Source organism: Colwellia sp. SU-HH01172 (genome assembly GCF_057553355.1).
Map to the genome: position 1 here is coordinate 86,432 of NZ_BAAJMB010000008.1, position 19,803 is coordinate 106,234.

15 protein-coding genes are annotated in these 19,803 nt (G+C 38.4%); 10 read left to right on the forward strand and 5 right to left on the reverse strand.

Going from position 1 to position 19,803, the window contains the following annotated elements:
- The first annotated feature begins 117 nt into the window (after window positions 1–117).
- The 5 genes from AC27JP_RS17890 to AC27JP_RS17910 all read left to right on the forward strand — a co-directional run bounded on the left by AC27JP_RS17890 (window position 118) and on the right by AC27JP_RS17910 (window position 6,899).
- A complete protein-coding gene (locus tag AC27JP_RS17890) occupies window positions 118–1,320 on the forward strand; it encodes an alpha/beta hydrolase (RefSeq protein WP_487117292.1) in 1,203 nt (400 codons plus the stop codon).
- Between the two features lie 375 nt (window positions 1,321–1,695).
- The gene (locus AC27JP_RS17895) at window positions 1,696–4,044 is read left to right on the forward strand and encodes a YHYH protein (RefSeq protein WP_487117293.1); all 2,349 of its coding nucleotides are present in this window, start codon (window positions 1,696–1,698) and stop codon (window positions 4,042–4,044) included.
- 10 nt (window positions 4,045–4,054) lie between these two features.
- The gene (locus AC27JP_RS17900) at window positions 4,055–4,594 is read left to right on the forward strand and encodes a hypothetical protein (RefSeq protein WP_487117294.1); all 540 of its coding nucleotides are present in this window, start codon (window positions 4,055–4,057) and stop codon (window positions 4,592–4,594) included.
- A gap of 143 nt (window positions 4,595–4,737) precedes the next feature.
- Entirely contained in the window at window positions 4,738–6,216 is a 1,479-nt protein-coding gene (locus AC27JP_RS17905) for an ATP-binding protein (RefSeq protein WP_487117295.1), read from the forward strand.
- Window positions 6,213–6,899, forward strand: coding sequence for a response regulator (locus tag AC27JP_RS17910; protein ID WP_487117296.1), 687 nt, complete (start codon window positions 6,213–6,215; stop codon window positions 6,897–6,899). The genes AC27JP_RS17905 and AC27JP_RS17910 overlap by 4 nt, the downstream gene beginning before the upstream one ends.
- 44 nt (window positions 6,900–6,943) lie before the next feature.
- On the opposite strand, the gene AC27JP_RS17915 is transcribed toward AC27JP_RS17910, so the two are convergent.
- Window positions 6,944–9,031: a winged helix-turn-helix domain-containing protein gene (locus AC27JP_RS17915; protein WP_487117297.1), complete on the reverse strand. Its 2,088-nt coding sequence runs from the start codon at window positions 9,029–9,031 to the stop codon at window positions 6,944–6,946.
- A 229-nt stretch (window positions 9,032–9,260) separates the two neighbouring features.
- On the opposite strand from AC27JP_RS17915, the gene AC27JP_RS17920 reads away from it, so the two are divergent.
- Window positions 9,261–11,525, forward strand: coding sequence for a CocE/NonD family hydrolase (locus tag AC27JP_RS17920; RefSeq protein ID WP_487117298.1), 2,265 nt, complete (start codon window positions 9,261–9,263; stop codon window positions 11,523–11,525).
- A 77-nt stretch (window positions 11,526–11,602) separates the two neighbouring features.
- On the opposite strand, the gene AC27JP_RS17925 is transcribed toward AC27JP_RS17920, so the two are convergent.
- The gene (locus AC27JP_RS17925; RefSeq protein WP_487117299.1) at window positions 11,603–12,298 is read right to left on the reverse strand and encodes a DNA alkylation repair protein; all 696 of its coding nucleotides are present in this window, start codon (window positions 12,296–12,298) and stop codon (window positions 11,603–11,605) included.
- A 171-nt stretch (window positions 12,299–12,469) separates the two neighbouring features.
- Here AC27JP_RS17925 and AC27JP_RS17930 point away from each other — a divergent pair, with 171 nt between their 5' ends.
- Window positions 12,470–14,452 carry a winged helix-turn-helix domain-containing protein gene (locus tag AC27JP_RS17930; protein ID WP_487117300.1) on the forward strand — a complete coding sequence of 661 codons (1,983 nt, stop codon included), beginning with the start codon at window positions 12,470–12,472 and terminating at the stop codon, window positions 14,450–14,452.
- 12 nt (window positions 14,453–14,464) lie between these two features.
- Here the strand turns inward: AC27JP_RS17930 and AC27JP_RS17935 are convergent, their stop codons facing one another.
- Window positions 14,465–15,595, reverse strand: coding sequence for an alpha/beta hydrolase-fold protein (locus AC27JP_RS17935; protein WP_487117301.1), 1,131 nt, complete (start codon window positions 15,593–15,595; stop codon window positions 14,465–14,467).
- Between the two features lie 248 nt (window positions 15,596–15,843).
- Entirely contained in the window at window positions 15,844–16,758 is a 915-nt protein-coding gene (locus AC27JP_RS17940) for a permease (RefSeq protein WP_487117302.1), read from the reverse strand.
- 124 nt (window positions 16,759–16,882) lie between these two features.
- Between AC27JP_RS17940 and AC27JP_RS17945 the strand changes: the two genes are divergently transcribed.
- Together AC27JP_RS17945 and AC27JP_RS17950 are read left to right on the forward strand one after the other, a co-directional pair.
- The gene (locus AC27JP_RS17945) at window positions 16,883–17,173 is read left to right on the forward strand and encodes an ArsR/SmtB family transcription factor (RefSeq protein ID WP_487117303.1); all 291 of its coding nucleotides are present in this window, start codon (window positions 16,883–16,885) and stop codon (window positions 17,171–17,173) included.
- 25 nt (window positions 17,174–17,198) lie between these two features.
- The gene (locus AC27JP_RS17950) at window positions 17,199–17,807 is read left to right on the forward strand and encodes a DUF1294 domain-containing protein (protein ID WP_487117304.1); all 609 of its coding nucleotides are present in this window, start codon (window positions 17,199–17,201) and stop codon (window positions 17,805–17,807) included.
- Window positions 17,808–17,836: 29 nt separating this feature from the next.
- On the opposite strand, the gene AC27JP_RS17955 is transcribed toward AC27JP_RS17950, so the two are convergent.
- Window positions 17,837–18,526 carry a DUF3667 domain-containing protein gene (locus tag AC27JP_RS17955; RefSeq protein ID WP_487117305.1) on the reverse strand — a complete coding sequence of 230 codons (690 nt, stop codon included), beginning with the start codon at window positions 18,524–18,526 and terminating at the stop codon, window positions 17,837–17,839.
- Between the two features lie 198 nt (window positions 18,527–18,724).
- Between AC27JP_RS17955 and AC27JP_RS17960 the strand changes: the two genes are divergently transcribed.
- Entirely contained in the window at window positions 18,725–19,675 is a 951-nt protein-coding gene (locus AC27JP_RS17960; protein ID WP_487117306.1) for an MBL fold metallo-hydrolase, read from the forward strand.
- The last annotated feature ends 128 nt before the right edge of the window (window positions 19,676–19,803 follow it).

Below are 19,803 nucleotides of genomic sequence, written 5' to 3' on the forward strand. Positions count from 1 at the left end.
TCTTCACCAAACCTACCCTAGTATTTTTTAACAATTTGCTATGGTAAATATCATCACTAATTAAAGACTGGTCATACAATAATGATAAAAATAAGCACTCTACTCTTTGCCACTTTCGTGTTTAATATTTCAAGCTTCGCGGCAACTAGCAACATTGAAAAAACAGCCATTATTTCAGGATACGAATTACAGCATCACTCCAAGGTTTTTAATGAAACACGACGCTATATGGTATCGCTTCCAGAACGCTATTTGATGAATAATCGTGATTATGCGAGCCTATTCGTCATAGACGCAGACTTCCAATTCCAGCACGTGTCGGCTGTGGTTAAAAACTTAACTCGCATGGGGAAAATACCACCCATGATTGTCGTCGGCATTGCCAACCAAGGCGGTGATGACTATTTAAAAACCACCACTTGGTCTGACCCTAAAGATCAAGCATTTGGTGACGCCAAAAAACTTCAACAATACCTAGTTGAAGAGTTATTGCCGTTAGTTGATCGGAGTTACCGAACCAATAAACAAAAAGCACTGTCAGGGTATTCGCTAGGTGGCTTATTCACCTTGTACAGCATGATGCAAGAAAACACGCCATTTAATGCTTTTTTATCAATGAGTCCAAGCGCGTGGTTCGATGACTTTAGTTTACCGGAAAAACTCACTCCGCTACTAAATGCCAACAAGCTACACGCACCTGTTTTTCTTTCAGTGGCAAACGAAGAAGACATGGGGGTTGATAAAGTTGTTGAGGTATTTAGCAATAATGCCGATAAAAATTTGAATTGGCGGTTCAAACACTATCCAAAAGAAAATCATTTCACCACAGCATTGCCAGCGCTTTATGATGGCTTACAGTTTTTAGCGCCAAACTACGCTTTAGACGGCACTGATATGCTAGCCATTGGTGATTATAAAGCAGTACTTCAACATTTTAAAACTCAGCAGCAATCTTGGGCTGGCTACCAGTTTGAATGGTTACAGGCTTACCAGTTTGCTAAATACATGTTTTGGTCAAAACAAATTGGGCAAGTCGATGAAATACTTGCCGCCATTAGCAGCGATTTTCCTGAGTCACTGGTTATGGTGACAATTCATTTGGCTAACGGCTTTAACAAAAAGAAAAATTATGCCAAAGCACTCGCGCTTTTACAGAGTATAAAAAGCTCAGGTCAAAGCTATCCAGGTTGGTATAAACAAATGAGCAAATATTATCAAGGAATTGAGCGACAAGACTTAGCCGAAAAGTACCAAGCTAAAGCAATAGCACTTGCAAAAGAGTACCAATTTGAGAGCTGGGAAATTTGGGAGTTGATGTAACTAATCATAACTTAAGCTAAATAGAAGTGTTGTTAGGGTTAATAACACTTCTACTATACAACTAATCTTAGTATCGCTTTTTCCAATCTACCTGCCCGATAAATATCACTAGCCAACTCGAACGGGATTTTAAACTTAAACTAATTGGCAACATCGACAATCTAGAGAACACTATTCATCTATTGTCATTGTGCCCAGCAATAACAACACATTTTCCACACATTTCAACAGAAAAACAAAAAACACATATAATAACAAATACTTAAAAACAGCAAAATCTTCATTTTTAATGCTCATTTCTTGTTCATAATCTTACTACAACAATTTAGTTACATTCACTATCTAGGATAATTAACAAAACATGAGGGCATTTTTATGCAAAAGCACTTACACCTAATAGTCAGTATATTAATTGGCTTCTCATTATCTGGCTGTGGCGGTGGGAGTGACTCAACCGAGAATACCAACGGCACGGACACCTCGGTTAATGAAGATGTTGCGGTTACTGGCATTACATTATCGACTAACGATATCACAATGGAAATAGGTAGTACGGTTACCTTACTTGCCTCAGTAACGCCAAGCACCGCAACTGACCAAACAGTAGCTTGGTCATCAAGCAATAGCAATGTCGCAAGCGTAGATAGTAGCGGCCTTGTTAATGCTGTTACGGCTGGTGATGCTATTGTCACTGCAACCACTAACGATAGCGCATTTTCCGTGCAAGCCAATATTACCGTAACTGAGCCATCAACTACCTTTACTTTAGCTAGCACTGTGATGGACGACGGTAGTAGTTTACCCATCACTTACACGTGTGATGGGAGCAGTTTCACTCCCCCTTTACATTGGAGCGGCATGCCGGAAGGTACTGCTGAATATGCGCTTATCATGCATCATACCGCCGCGGTGGATGACACACACTGGTACTGGGTAATGTACAATATTGACCAAAGTATCAATAACTTAGCAACTAACGAAATTCACGGAAATCTCGGTACAAATAGTGTTAATGGTCTCAATGAATATTCTGCCCCTTGCTCACAAGGTCCAGGTTTAAAAACCTATACTTTAACTCTGTATGCCTTATCTGACACGCCGGATTTGAGCAATGCAATATATGTCGATAGAGATTCTCTACTTACCGCAATGACAGGGCTAACAATAGCAACAGCTGAGCTTTCCGTGACTTATGAAAGAAACAGCACTACCGATTTAACTCGCTGCGAAACAATTCAACAATCAGTCACTAGCTCAGGGTTTAATGAAAGTGTTGACGTCTACTGTGATGATAACTATGCCTACATAAGCTCAGAGACTTACCCTGATCACGACTTAATGAACGGTATCATTGGTACTAATGAGCAAATTCCAGTTCCAGCAACAAATTATGCGGCGCCGATTAAGTTGTCACCACAATTAGCCAGCAATTTAACCACTATTGACGCCGCAGTGGGCGTGGCAATTAATGGTGTACCTATATACGACTATTCTGCACAAGGTGAGTTAGATATTTACAATTACGATGCCAATAGTGACACCGTTGCATTAGGACAATTGGATAATTGTGGCGGACACGCAGGACGTGGTGACGACTATCACTATCACGCAGCGCCTAACTGTATGATTGATAGTATGCTTAATGCTGCTGACGATGCCATTATCGGCTGGGGTTATGACGGTTATCCACTTTACGGAAACAACAACCCTGACGGTAGCACCATCACAGAAGGCGAACTAGATGTCTGCAATGGTCAAACTGATGATAATTTTGGCTATCGCTACCACACCTCAACAACCGCTCCGTACATCATTCAATGTTTAGTCGGCGAAGTTGATACTGAGATATTGCCGAGAGTCGCGCCATTAAGTGGCGACAGCACAGGTGCTCGGTCAAATCTTACTCCTCCACAAGGCGGTGTTGAGAATTTAAGCCACACTCTTGCTGAAAATGGTACCCGTACCATGACATATACCTATAACAGCAATGAGTACTACGTAACCTATACGCCTTCAACAACAGAAAGCTACTGTTACGAGTTTGAGCAAAAAACCGTGAGTAATGGCGGCATTATTGAAACCGGCACATTTTGTCGTGCCGCTCAAGAAGACAGCAACCAAGGCAACGAAGAAAAAACATTCAAATTAGAAGCTTGGTCTGATAACTGGTTTGCCGCTTATTTGGAAAGTGAGCTTATTATCGAAGACTCAGTTTCCATTGATACAGAAAGATCATTCAATGCTGAAACCACCACATTTTCTGCCAGCTACCCATTACAATTAAACTTCATTTTAAAAGACTATAAAGAAAATGATACCGGCTTAGAGTACATTGGCGAAAATAATCAACAAATGGGTGACGGTGGTTTTATCGCCCAAATTACCGACACCGAAAATAACCAAATCATCGCGGTCAGTAATGATGAGTGGAAATGTGAAGTGCTCCACAAAGCACCATTAGATCAATCCTGTGAGAGTAAAGCAAACCCTATTGCTGGCGTCGCACCATGTACTTTCTATAGTGCTGAAGAGCCAACTAATTGGCAAGATGCTAGCTTTAATGACTCATCTTGGGATTATGCTAGCCAGCATAGTGAGGCCGCCGTCAGTCCAAAAGACGGATATTATGAAATTAGCTGGGATGATAACGCCAAATTGATTTGGGGCAGCGACCTAGAAACAGATAACACCCTTATATGTCGTATCACAATAACGCAACCTTAAGTGAATAATTATGTTTATCAATATAAAAATGACAACAGTAATAATATCTATTAATAAATTGCTAATAGCACTATTACTGGTAATTGCCTTACCTGTTACAGCAAATGCCCATGCATTAAAAGAAACCACGGCTCGGATTACCCTAAGAGATGGTCAAGCTGAAGTGCGTGTTCGGTTAGATATAACGCGTTGGCAGACTAAATTACAAAACAGTCAAGCCTGGTTGCTCGGTGATATTCAACAGGTCATGCCATTAGATATCACAGCTAAAGAAAAGAAAATATTTATTGAAAACATTTTGACTAGTGAAACTTTACTTATCTTAAATAATCAAAAAGTACCTTTGACCTTGCTATCAATTTCAGCGCCGAAAAATAGCAAAGACCATCATGACTATAGTGAGCTGATACTGAGCTCTAGCCATAATATCGCTGTTATTGAAAAATTAAAAATACGCTTTCCAAAAAGTTTAGGTGCCGTTCATAGCAGCGTAGTTAAACCAAAATATCAGCTAATTCCAGCAGGGCAAAGCGCTGAAATTTCACTATAAATTTGCTAAAACTGCCGTTGAATATTTGGCATAATTCAGCGGCAGTTACTCAACAACTAAAACAATGTGAAACCTCACTGCATGCTATGATAAAAATTATGCCGAAGCCAACAACGAGCTAAAGAACAAAAGGACATCTACGTTTGAAGTTACTGTATAAATTCTTTTTTGCTTTCTTTGTGACTAACCTAACACTCGTCGCGCTGATATTAATGTTAACTGCTGCCAACTTATCTTCCGGCTTCAATGATTTTATTGCCCAAGCAGAAAATAAGCATTTAGCTGAGACTCAACAGCAACTAATAACCTTATACCAACAAAACAATAGCTGGCAACCAATTATAAATAACGAGCAAGTTTGGCGAGACATTGCTAACCCTGCATCAAAACGCCCTCCTCCACGCAATTCGGCTAAAGACTATCGCAAGCCAAAACCTAGGAATGAGCGACCGAGAAAGGAGCATAACAACCATAGAAAGCAAAGTCATGATGCGACTAATCCAAGTGAATTTCTGCAAACTGGCAAACGATTGAGTTTATACGATAAAAATAAAAAGGTAATTGTTGGCAAACGCAACTTAGCTGACAATCCACACACAGTTGCCATAGAAATGAATGGCGAAATTATCGGTTGGTTAGGCTTAAAGTCATCTAAATTTACCGACAACTCAGAAAACGAGTTCCTAACACAACAATATGAGAATTATTACTTAATCGCTTCAGTTGCAATATCACTCGCTTTTATCATGGCATTGATATTTTCTCAGCATTTAATCGCACCAATAAAAAGACTGATAAATGGCACCAACCGGCTGATAGAAGGCAAATACCAAAACCGCATTAACAAAACAACACAGGATGAAATAGGCGTGCTATCTAATAACGTCAATATACTCGCCGAGACATTAGAAAAAAACCAAAAAAATCGCTTTCAATGGATGTCTGATACGTCCCATGAATTGAGAACACCACTAACCGTACTTCGAGCTCAACTTACCGCCATACAAGACGGAATTTTTGCCGCTGATAAACAAAGGGTGCAATTATTAGTTGATGAAGTTGACACACTAAGTCACTTAGTTAACGACCTCTATCAACTATCAAGCTCAGATGCCGGTGGCTTAACCTACCAAAAAGTTTCGCTAAATCCAATTGCCATACTGATGAATGTCATCGAAAATTTTACCGCTAAATTTGAGCAAAGCTCAATAACCATTGATTACCTTTCATTAGAGAGTTTACTAAACGATAACCGTTGTATTATGCTGGCAGATAAAGAAAGGTTAAGGCAATTATTTGCAAATCTACTAGAAAATTGCTGTCGTTATACCCATTGGCCCGGAAAAATAACGGTATCAAGCCATTATAATCGAGAGGTTTCGAATATCATTATTGAAGATTCCGCCCCCGGAGTGCCTAGAGAATCACAAGAAAAGTTATTTGAACGTTTTTATCGAGTAGAACAGTCACGTAACCGAAATCATGGTGGTTCAGGGTTAGGCTTGGCGTTATGCAAACAAATAGTAGAAGCACATCAAGGTACTATCACAGCCTTTGACTCGTTGCTCGGTGGCCTCTGTATAAAAATGACCTTCCCAACGCAAAAGAAGCCTGCGGAATGACAAAACAAAAAATCTTAATTGTAGAAGACGAAAAAAACATTGCTGAAGTGCTCATTGCCTATTGCCAAAACAACGGCTTTGATGTGCACCATTTAGACAGCGGTACTAACGTAGTCAATTACCTAAAAGCCAATACGGTTGATTTAATGTTATTAGATCTTATGCTTCCCGACATTAATGGCTTAGATATCTGTAAGAAAATAAGATTATTTTCGCGACTGCCTATCATTATGGTCACGGCTAAAAATGAAGAAATTGATCGGCTTTTAGGCCTAGAATTTGGCGCTGATGATTATATCTGTAAGCCTTTTAGTCCAAGAGAAGTTATTGCGCGAATCAAAGCGGTTTTACGACGTGTGGATGTTCATGAAAATAAAAAAGTTATTGAGCAATTTGATTTCATCATCTCACTTGAAGAATATACCGCAACATTTAAAGGTAGCTGTTTGGACCTAACACCGATTGAATTTAAAGTGTTAGCTTTATTCTTAAAAAATATCGACCGTGTTCTTACTCGCGATGAAATACTTAATCAGGTCTATACCGACACCATAGATATTTCCGATCGCAATATAGACACCCACATTAAAAATATTCGTAAAAAAATCCACCAAGTTTCCATAAACTCAAATCCAATAAAGTCAGTTTATGGCATAGGGTATAAATGCACGCAATACGACTAATAACTGGCGTTTTTTTACCAATACCAACTTGAACCAAACACTCTTTAATGATCTTCAATTGATTGGGTTTGATAAATATCCGCATCAACTTGCTGAGTTTTACCAAATAATAGATTGCTGCCGTTAATATCAAAATGTCCGACGTTAGTCTGTAGCAAAGTTTTAGGTATGCCCAAGTGTTCACTATAACTTTGTATTTTATTGTTGCTGCCGCGCTCAAACCAATACCAAGTATTCCCTCGTTTTTTTAAATTAAATTGTCGACCATCAATAAATTTATCATTAGGAATTTTTGCATCAACTACGGCTTGCTGTTTATCGCCAAAATATAATTGGTTATTTTGATCTAACCACAATGTATTTTCTGATGGTTGCTGATATTGAATAAACTGCCATTGGCTATCTTCAGCAAGCAATTGTTGTTTATCTAACAAATACGAATAGGCCTGCCATTGTTGCTTTACTTGGATACTGAATGAAATAACTGATGACGACTTAAATGAAACAGCACGTATTTCAGTTTGCGGAATTTTCACACGTTCAAACAAGCCGGTTTCGACATCAATAAGATGAATTTCATTCAGTGTTAATGCCAATAAATGCTCATCATTCGGTGACCAAATTAAATCAATATAGTGGCGACTATCTGCAAATTTTGTCAGCTTGTTAGGTTGCGTTCCTTCAATATCCGTTAACCATATTTCTTCAGCATCATTTCCTAAACCGACATAGGCAATTCGATGGCCTGAATGCGAAAACGTTGCTAGTCGCTCCTCAACAGAGGTATTGGCAACCACATGCTGATTTTTCGTCTCTATATCTAACAGATAAACGTTACTGTTACCTTTACCAGAAGAAAATAAATAATCAAAACCATTGCTGTGCCTAGTTGGCCTTCTAATTTGGCGGCTACCTGAATAAAGTACTTGTTTATCATTACCTGACAGGTCATAACTAAGCAATTGATAAGCAGGATGTTCTCCCATTAATACAACGCGATTGCCATCATGACTCCATATACCGCAGCAAATATAAGCGTCTTGTTTAAACAGTAAACTTAACTGCTCTGTTTCTAAATCCAGAGCATAAAAACCTTCCCATTGTTGCTTATCAGGAGATGAGATAAGCAGCTTGTTCTCTGTTGGATGTAAATCAAATTGACTATTACCGCCAAGAAACAATTCTGGCTGATGTAAGCGCTTGATTTTATTACTTGTTAAGTTAAGTTCAAATAAAACATATGGGCCATCTCTTCCTTCACTTTCACTATAAATCAACCGATCATTTTGATGAGTAAAAGCAATTTGTCCGTAACTCCCTGCAGGACAATTGTGAATTAGCCTTGGTTCACTAACGTCTAAGCCTTCAACTTTACTGATAAAATATTGGCAACGCTTACTGTTTGCCATCAAATATACTAATAACTTGCCATCTGCACTCCAGTTGGCGGGACCAACACCAACGTCATCGCCATGCACTATTTCGACAGTGCGTTCATCAACCAAGCTTTTAAGCTTTAATCGCATTTTACCTTGATGAACGGACATATACGCGACACGGTTACCGTCTGGAGAAACAGCAGGGAAAAACTCATCTCCGGCATCAGTTGTTATCGCTTTGGCATACTGAGGTAGTTTTTGCGTGCTAGGTAAAAAGTATTGCCAAGCGACATAAAAAGCTGCAAGTGCAATAAAAACCAGCAGCGTAGCTGTATTTGGTACCTGCTTAATCTTTGAAGGTTCTGAGCGCTCGATATTCTGTGAGGCAGATGCAGTCTGAGCAGCTGATTTTTCATGTATAGCAGATGATAAACCACTCTCATTGATAGCCTTAACACTGGCAATAAATTTGTAGCCTTTTTTAGGGAGCGTTGCGATAAACCTAGGTTGACGGGCATCGTCATTAAACACTTTTCTTAGTTTAGTGATCAGTTTACTTACCGCATTATCACTGACTATTCTTCCCAACCACACTTGTTCAATTAGCCGATCTTTGCTGAGCACCATATCAGGATGTTGGCAAAAGTAACTCAACAGCTCAACCATCATAGGCTCTAGCTGCTGAGAGCTACCATCAAGTGTTAATGTTTGTTGTTGATCACAGAAAATGTACTGTGCTATCTGCCAACGCATGCAAAAGCCCAAAAATAAGTTAAGTGCTTGGAAAATAGCATATAACGCCATATTGGTCATCAAAAGTCACAAGAAGTCAGACGCTATTCACGACAAATTTCATATGACTCATTAACCTCTTGCCATCAGAAATACAAAAACATCGTACCAACAACAAGGGATCAAAATGTATCAAAAGCAGTCCAAATCACTCAATAAAAAATATCGAACCTTCCTAAGGTTATCGCTTATGTTTGTGATACTGATGGTGGCCATTAGTGCTCAGGCAGAAACTCATCAGCCAACATTCAAAACACCGGCGTCATTATCAAAAGCAACATTAATCACTAAGGAAGACAGCTTGCCACTATTATTAAATAAAGACTTTCAAAACGAATTGTTTACCTTAGCGCAACAGTTTTCTGCAGAGTCAATTAGCCAAGAAAATATGTTCAATAGAGTTGCATTACTTTCAATTAGAAAACAGCATGAAAATTTGCTAAAAATCGTTACCAACTTTACAAATGCTATTTCTTATCATCATTATGTACTCGATAGCCAAACTCACTTAGCACTGACTAAATTTTCACAAGACTCATTCAATCTGCTGCTGACCAGCATGCTAAATTCAACCTTAATGAACTTAAGTGATGAAGAACTGTATCAAATGCAGCAAGCACTTGGTTGGTCAGTCAGTAGAGCTCAAAGCTATGTTCACAATATTTTCAAGCAATACCAAAACTTAGCAACATTAACGCAAACACAAGCAGTTAATTTGGTTGTTAATAGTCATTTATATCATGTCTTAGCAAGAGTAATCCCGACGGCAACGCAGTTGATTAATAGCGAAACCCAGAAGCGTTATATTATTGAACCTGAGCAACTTATCACGACCGCTGAAGGCATTGAATTAGCTGCAACCATTGTCAGAAAAAGAAACATTAATAAAAAAACTGCCACAGCATTACAGTTTACAATTTACGCTGATGAAAGCGCTCATATAAAAACCGCAATACATGCCGCTTCACATGGTTATATCGGTATTGTTGCTAACTCACGTGGCAAGCGTTCAAGTAGAAATAGCATTACCCCATGGGAATATGAAGGCAAAGATGTCACTAGTGTTATTGACTGGATTGGCAAACAACCTTGGAGTGATAAGAATGTTGTGATGTATGGTGGCAGCTATAACGGCTTTACACAATGGGCAGCCGCTAAACATATGCACCCAAATTTAAAAGCGATAGCTCCTTACACCGCGGCAAGCTTAATAACGGGGCTACCTTATGAGAACAATATCGTTTTAACGGGTAATTACCCTTGGGCCTTTCATGTCACTAATAACAAGACGATGGATCACAGTGTATATGCCAACTGGCAAAAAAATAATCAGTTAACGGAAGACTTTTATAAAAGTGGCCGTGCCATCAATGAAATTGATGCGCTCGATGGTAAAGCTAACCCTTGGTTTCAAAAGTGGTTAAAGCACCCAAGTTTTGATCACTATTATCAAGCAATGGTGCCTGTTAAGCAGGAATACGCCAATATTAATATTCCGGTGTTAAGCGTTACTGGTTATTTTGACGGTGGGCAAATATCGTCTATCGACTATTTAAAGCGGCATTATAAATATAACAAAGATGCCAATCATACATTACTTATTGGTCCTTATAATCATGGAACAGCACAAGGTAAGCCTCGCTCTCATCACAGTAACTACAAACTTGATAACGTTGCGTTAGAAAAAGATACCGAAGAAATAGTTTTTTCTTGGTTTGATCACCTGCTATTCAACAAAAGCAAACCTAAGTTATTGCAGAATAAAGTTAACTATCAACTTATGGGCAGCAATACTTGGCAACATCACCCTTCATTAGAAAAAATGAATCAGCAATCAAAGGCATTTTATCTCGCGACAGTTGAAAACAAACAAGCAACCTTTGAACTAAAACCAAAACAGGAGCAAGAATTAGCCTATCTCAGTCAAACTATCGATTTAGCAGATAGAACAACAGAACATAACATTGAGCCTTGGCCTGTAATTAACTCACAACTTAATGAAGCCAACGGTTTAGTTTTTATGACAGATGTTTTTGAGCAAGCACAGGAGCTCGCTGGTTCCATTACCGGCCACTTTTCCATTGCAATTAATAAGAAAGACGTCGATATCGGCTACAATTTTTACGAAATTGACGAAAACGGCAAGGCCTTTCACCTAAACAATTATCGCAGTAGAGCAAGTTATGCTGAAAATATGTCAAAGCGGCAGTTACTAACGCCTAATATGAAAACTACGATACCTATTGTCAATGCAAGGTTTACCGCCAAACTTATTAATAAAGGTAGTCGATTAGCTATTGTGCTAAATGTTAATAAGAATAAAAATGCGCAAGTAAATATGGGTTCTGGTAAAGATGTGAATACGGAATCAATAAATGAAGCAGGAGATAAGCTCGTAATAAAATGGTTTAATGATAGTCAGATTAATATGCCATTACGTGCTTGGAAAGGCTAAGCATGACACCACTCTTAGTATAAAAAAACGATATCTCCATCATCTAAGCGATCAATCACAGTAAATGTTGATCGCTTTTATGCTTTCAGTTTTTTAATTAATACGGGGTTATCTATATGTTTAAGTACATTAAACGGCTCACAATGGCCATCACCAAATGAAATCGGGCCAATAACTTTCGCTACTTTTACGGCGGCAGTGTTTAATAGCAAATTCCGCTTGCCTATTCCCATTAATGCGCCACCCATCGCCATACGAACACTAGAGTTTTCTTGCGTGATTTGCTGCTCGATTAAAGTTATACATTCAAGAAAGAAATCATCAGTGAATTGTTTGTTGCGTTTGTTTTTAGAAAACTCATATATCAAGCCATAACTACATTGACGCCGAATAGAATCGTCACTTTCTCGCCACTGTTTCGCAAGTTCAAAAGCAAATGGGGCTTTTGCCAACGTTGCATCGCATGAACTAAATACATGCGTTAACAGGCCAATACCTAGCCCTTCAACTTGTTGTTCCACTTGTGCTTGGGTAATTTTTTTAGGTTCATCAATAAGTAAACTAATAACCTTGGCATCATAATTATTACTATCCCATAGTGCTAAGGCAAGTTCATGACTTTTACCTATTTTCTTTGCCAGTTTTCGCAACTTAGTTAAGCCAATACCAAAACTTTCTAACCCTTGGGTATCATCAAGCTTGTGCCAATTCGCTATGCCTCGCTCATGCTTATTTGTCGCCAGTAAATTAAATACCTCAGATTCATTCATCATAAATTTCCTATATTTAAACCTAAAAACAACAAACAAATTATCGACCACTAATGCTAGCGGCAAATTCAACCATATCCAAAACTAATCAAGATTACCATATTGATCTCCCCTACAGAATCAAGCAGACTAACTCGCTGAAACAAGGAAGCCAAGGGGCTAAAAGGTATTGTATTGGAACAAATAGTCATTAACGGTTATCAGGTCAACTGGCCGAGAGCAGAGTTAGTTAAAGGCGATACTATTAAGCCAATTGAAGCAAAACATCTGGCTATGCTAAAACTATTAGCACAGGCAAATGGTAATATTGTTTCTCAGCAGCAAATGCTTGATGTTGTATGGGAAAGTACGATAGTTAGCCCCAACACCATTCAACAAGCGATTACTCAATTGCGTAAACTGCTCGATGACGATGGTCGTAACCAAAAAGCCATTAAAACCCACCCCAAATTAGGTTACAGTTTAATTTTTCAAGCTGCCCACTCACCAACAAAAACTAAAACAACAAATAAAAAACTACCAACTATATTTTTAATGGTGATGGCATTACTCGTTTTATTGATGACCTTATTTATGTTCAGTCATCAAACCACACAAAAAAAGCGAAGTGTAGAAAAAGTCGTACCAATTACGGTTCAAGGTGAAGTAGTAAAAAGTGTTGCTTTGAACAAGCAAAGTCATGATATTTACTATTTAGTAAAAAATAATAATTATCAAAGTTTGCGTAAACAAAATATCAACACTGCTAACTTTGCAACGTTAGCCAATAACTTAAATGTTTTTGGCACCATTGCACTAGCAAGTGATAACAAACATTTAGCATTTGGCCAAATTTCATTGCGCCACACAGAGAATAAAAAGTGTATTACTCTGACAATATTCAATCTTGAAAACAACAGAGAAAAGACATTGTTACCTTGTAGTAATAGCTTTCATCACTCACCGACATGGCTAAATGGCGAAACACTTATTTATACCTCGACAGATAAAAATAGAAGCAACACGTTACATACATTAAATACGCAAACACTTGTACAAGCGCCGCTCATATTAAATACCCGTCATGTAAATAGCTACGACGCCGCCAATAACAAATTAGCGATAATTGCTGACGATAGCCTGTTAGTACTCAAATTAGCAGACAATAACAACAAACCTGCCCTTATCACATCAATCGCTTTAGCTGAAAACTTTCACCATGCTAAGGTTCGCTGGTTAAGCGACAATTCCTTAGCTATTTTTAATGAAAACACAGTCAAAACTATGGTCTTAAATGGTGACTCACGGCAATTTTCTCTACCGGAATTACAGCAAGTAAATGACATAATCGCACTTAGCGAACACCACTATATTGCCATTATTGGCCAACAAAATTGGAGTACGAGAGAAAGGAACTTATTCAACCAAATAGACACTGAAATAGGTGCCAGTAATTACCGTGAATCTAAAGCAAAATACAGTGCGGCTGGTGATAGCATTTATTATCTCTCTGATCGCTCTGGCTCCCAGCAAATATGGCAACAAACAGACGAACGTGTTACTCAAATAACAGATGTATCGTCAGCTGTTGATGACTACATCTCGGTATTTAATGGCGATTCCTTATTATTTGTCAGTAACAACAAACTTTGGTTACAAGCACAAGGTTTAGATGCAGTCGACTTAAATATAAAAATTACCCCAGTACGTCTTTACCAAGCCGATAATCAACAAGTATTACTTAGCGCAAAAGTTAATAATATGCATCAGCTGATCAGACTTAACCTGAAAACAAAGCAGTGGCATGTTTTGTTAAACAAAGAAGTCAATTGGGCGCAATATATTAGTCACGAGATCTTCATCACCAATAATGCCACCGGCCAACTTGAAAAATATCAACATGGCAAGTTAACTAAAATAAACGCATTACCTTCGCTGACATTGCAATGGCGATATTTCTGGCGGGCTGGCAACCAAGGTGCATTCGCACTTTACTTTCAAGATAAAAAGCTCAATATCTGGCGGTATGAGCCGCTGAATGACACTGCTAAAATCGTAGGGCGTTACGATATCAACGCCCTTTTTATGACGGACTACTCAGCCATAAAACACCACATGCTAAGTGATAACTTTGTCGCTGAGCAACAGCAATTAGTTCAGCTAAAAACGACTAATTAACTCAAGCTAAGGTTAATTAAGACTCGACATTATATTGTTGATATAAGATTGCGCTTCAGCATTATTTTCTTGTTGCGCTAATTCATACGCCTTAGTTAATGACAATTTTGCTTCTTCATGGTGATTTGCTTTAATTTGCACTTGCGCTAGTCGTAAGTTTAGCAAAGTATTGTTTGGCTTTTTTGCCACTACGCGTTTCATCACGGCAATCGCTTGAGTAAATTTTTCATGTTCCGCATATGAAAACGCCAAATCAACGAGTTTATTTGTTATCTCAATATTCTCACTATATTTGATGTTTAATTGCTGAAAATACTGCGTTAACGCCAACTCGCCTTGTTCATGAAACATCTGGTAATCAGGCTGTAGGTCTGAAAAAGCCGATTGTGACGCATTAACCAAACCAATATTAGGTGCTGATAAATAATTGTCTTTGCTGTAATCAGCAAATTCTAGCTGCAATTGTTGGCTTTTAGCGAGTTTATTCAGTGATCGCTTGGCTTGCTCGAAAAGTGGCCTATTTTCAACAAAAGAACCCAAACTCAAAAATACATAGTGTTGCCTTTTTGCCGAAAGTTGCCAATCATCAGCTAAAGAATCAATAAGCCCAGATTTATCAAGCCCTAACGCTGGACTGAAAATAAAAAAGGCATTGATCAGGTCGGAATGATGGCGAAACATGTAAAGTGGGAAATTACCAAAACTAGAAAAGCCCTCAATCATTCGATAACCTGTCGTGCGATAAGTACTGTCGATATATGGCAATACCTCATCAGCTAATACCGACGCTAAAACTGTACTTTCTTGCCCCGCTGCCGAAGTAAATTTATCTTTGTTTTCATATTTGATATCAGGAATCGTCATAATGATAACTTGCGGGATCGGTGCAAAATTTACGTGACTTAACCACTTTACTTGCGCTATAACACTGTCTATACGACTACCGCCAGCGGTAGTAATAAAAACCGGATAGTGTTTATCAACATTATCTTTGTAGTCGCGCGGCAAGCTCACTTTAACGCTTAATTTTTGCTTAGTTATCTTTGAATCAATACTTACCTCAATTAACTCATCTTCGCCCATTGCCAAAACTTTGTAGCTGAAACTAAATAGCAAAATTAATATCAAATAATTTACATTCATCTAATTATTCCTTTTTATAAGAGAGCCTTTACACTGCCGATAAAAATCGATAATTAATTGAATTGAATATGAAAAAAACCTGAAGTTTTGCTGAATTTGTCTCAATATGATGAGTTTAAAGTGCATAATTGCGCAATAACTTATTGAGTAACTTTATTTAAAGCCAAGCGTGGCGGAAGCAACATCCGCGTTTTTCAACACGGATGTCGGTAGATAAGTATTCAGTAATAAGAGTACCCATATGCAATTTAAAAGAGAATTGAATATAGGTAACCAGCACCAACTGCCATAGATAAAATAACCGCTAAAAATGCCATTATCATTTGGTTTTTAAAAATGGATTTTAGTAAAACTACTTCCGTTAAACTGGCACCAGCACTACCAATAATCAACGCCATTACGGCACCAAGTCCCATACCTTTTGCCGCTAACGCAGCACTTAATGGAATAACCGCTTCAGCGCGAATATAAAGTGGAATACCAATCACCGCAGCAACGGGAATCGCAAAAGGATTGTCATCACTAGCCACACTAGCAACGAGTTCTGTTGGCATAAAGCCATAAATTATCGAGCCTATCGCGATGCCACCAATAAGATAAGGCAATACCTTTTTAAAATCACTCCAAGTACTATGCCAAATTCTTAACCACTTGCTAGTTTTTGTAGCTTCTCCGCCACAACTGCTGGCACAACCTTTATTTGCGGGCTCTATATAGGCTTCATGTTTAATGTATTGTTCAAAACCTAGTATTTCTAAAAGATAACCTGCAGTAATTGAAACCCCCATAGCGATAACAAAATAGAACAGGGTAACTTTAATGCCAAAGGTCACGGCAAATAGTCCAATGATGATCGGGTTTAATAATGGACTAGCAAACAGAAACACCATCATAGTGCCAAATCCGGCTTTTGCTCTCAGTAAACCTTTTAAAAAAGGAATGGTTGAGCAAGAACAAAAAGGGGTAATTGCCCCCAAAAATCCGGCCACTATATAACCTTTACCATTTTTACTACTCAATATACTTTGAATTTTACTCGGCGGAATATACTCCTGTAAAACGCCAACCAAATAACTAATCAATAAAAAAAGTATCGTTAATTCAACCGCCAAAAAAGCAAACATATTTAAGGTATCAAAGACCATTTCTTCTGTAATATTCATAACAAATCACCATAAAACTATAATTCTAGATTTGTCGAATTATAAACTTCAAGCTTTCCATGTCAATATATTTCTAGTAATATGGAAATATATTGACGATTCACACTATTAAGAGAATGCTATTATGGAAATCGAAGTTGTTGCAAAAGCCCTAAAAGAGCTAGGCCACCCTACTCGTCTTGCCATATTTAAACGCCTAGTAAAATCAGGTCAGCAAGGTATTGCTGTTGGCGTGGTACAAGAAGAATTATCTATTCCTGGTTCAACATTGTCCCACCACATTTCGAGTTTAGCTTCTGCCGGACTCATTAAGCAGCGTCGCGAAGGTAGAACACTTTTTTGTGTCGTTGAATACGATAAATTCCTATCTGTGATCTCATTTTTAGAAGATGAATGCTGTAGTGATGAGCAATAAAGCCGCTTTGTAGGCCAACTAATTTATGCGTTTAAAGGGCAAATTAAAAAAATGGGATAATGACAAAGCTTTTGGTTTTATCACCCCCAATAACGGTGGCGAGCAAGTTTTTATTCATAAAAACGCTTTTGCAAATCGTAAGCGTACTCCTCAGCTTAACGACATTATTGCTTTCGCTATCACCAAAGACAAACAAGGTCGATATTGTGCTGACCAAGCAACCTTTTCCGGAGAAAAACTAAGGAAGAAGCAAGCTAAGCGTATTAACAAGTTTTCAATCTACCTTGCTATCACCTTTCTCGGAGCAATCATGGCTGCTATGGCAATGGGTTACTTACCAAATATTTTGCTATTAAGCTACTTAGTACTCAGCGTGATCACTTTTACTGCCTATGCTTTCGACAAAGCAAAAGCGAAGCGCAATGCTAGGCGAACGCCTGAGTCCACGTTACATTTTCTCGCCTTAATCGGTGGTTGGCCTGGCGCAGCAATTGCCCAACAAACCTTAAGACATAAATCCCAAAAGCAAAAGTTTAGAATGGTGTTTTGGCTCACCGTCATTATAAACTGTGCCGTCTTAGCATGGTTGATGTCAGAACACGGAGTAAGCGTACTCAAGTCACTGACATTGTGATAACAAACCTCACTATAGTCCAAATATTGCTAAAAAATATTCTTCATCACCACATCAAAAACAATGCCTAGCATCGCAATGTATATAATATAAATGGCAACTACTTTGCTAAATGTAATTAGCCAGGTTTGCTTAAACACGGTTTTAAAAGCAGTTAAAATATACCAAATTAAATATAGAGAAGCGGGCACCTGCAGCAACAAAAATATCACATGGTTTTTTTCCATAACTTCCAGCGGCGCAATCACCATCAGCATTAAATACACTATGCTATGCAAGTGCATAGAAAGTACTAAATTGCCAATATAGAAGCTTTGCCGGAAAAACAATTGCACAACCAAAGCAAACACCGGAAAAAGCACAAACATAGCTTTCGAGTAATAGCTAATCATCGAATCCGTTAAAACACTACTCGGGTCGTAAACTTGATATATTCTAGAAAAAAGCACGAAAAAGAGAATGCTGATCACAAGATACAAACGCAGTGGTGGCGTATATTTTACTTGCTTACCTTGGTTGAATTCATCCGTCAATTGACCGGGCTTGGTGAGCAGAGTACGAAGCGTCAGCCACAATCGACCGTCTGTATCTAATAACTCATGCCCCATATCTTTAACCACTTCTGCAAATGGCCGACGTAAACTCGTCGTGTTTTGTCCACATTGAAGACAAAATCGTGCATCGGCTTGTAGCCTTGTTTGGCAGTTTTTACAGTTCATTAGCCAATCATAAAACTAACTTACAGTACGATGCAATAAACTAGTTGGTATCGAACATACAAGTAGAACAAATGAAAAGCCAACTTAATAAATCGCGCATTCATCTCAAACGCATATATTTTAAACAACGACCTTGCTATAAAAAATTAACGACGTCAAAGCGCTAGGTTTTGATAATTAATAAATTTATAGGAAGTCATGTTGAAACGATTTAAAAAAATTCTATTCACCGCGGCCTTAACAAGCTTGTTCAACAATGGTGCATGGGCAAAAAACAGCAATTTCGATTTCTCAGCAACAGCCATTTCCAACAATGTTTATAGCATTATGTCACCTTCGTTTGGCTTACCTACCGAAGAAAATAAAGGTTGGAATTCTAATAGCTACTTTGTCATTACCGAACAAGGCGTATTGGTATTTGATACAGGCTCTTCAGAAGCCATAGGTAAAGGCATTAGAAGCGCTATTAAGTCGATAACAGATCAACCTGTTCGTTGGGTAGTAAACTCACACAGCCATGCTGACCATTGGCTTGGTAATGCCGGAGTATCCGATGCTGCCACTGAAATTATTGCGCATCAAAGTGCTGCAACAACCATGAACAAGTATGGCAAAGACGATGTCAAAGCCTTTTCTCGTATGACCAAAGGTGCAACGGGAACTAGCCAGTTAGCAGAACCATTATTGCTGCTAACTCAAGCTGAAAAGCGTAACTTAGGCGGCATGAATGTTGAGTTTATATTTTCTGGTGATGGCCATTCTCAAGGTGATGTTTTAATGTGGTTACCAAAACAAAAAATTATCTTCGGCGGCGATGTCTTGAGCTCAGATTGGATGCCAATTATTACTCCAAACGCTAACGTGCCTAATTTAATTGCAACCTTAAACAAAGTAGTAAAATTGAAGCCTAGTGTGGTATTAACTGGCCATGGTAGTGCTACCACCCTAAAGTCAGTCAAACGCGATGCAAATTTATTAGCCAGTGTTTGGCAATCGGTAAAAGATGGCTACAAAACGGGCAAAAAGCTTGATGATATTATTTCACAAGCGAGTACTGAGCTTGCACCAACGTACAAGCTATTATATAAAAACTTCGATACTGCAATTAAAGAGCAAGTAAGCTCCATGTATAAAATGCAGATATCATAAGTTTTATCAGCATCAAATATTTACCGCAAGCCAAGGATGGCGAAATAAAATATCGATTAAAAATATGAGGTGTAAGTTAGTTTCAGCACGACTTAGCGTTTCACAAAAATTTCACAGTAAAAGGAGTA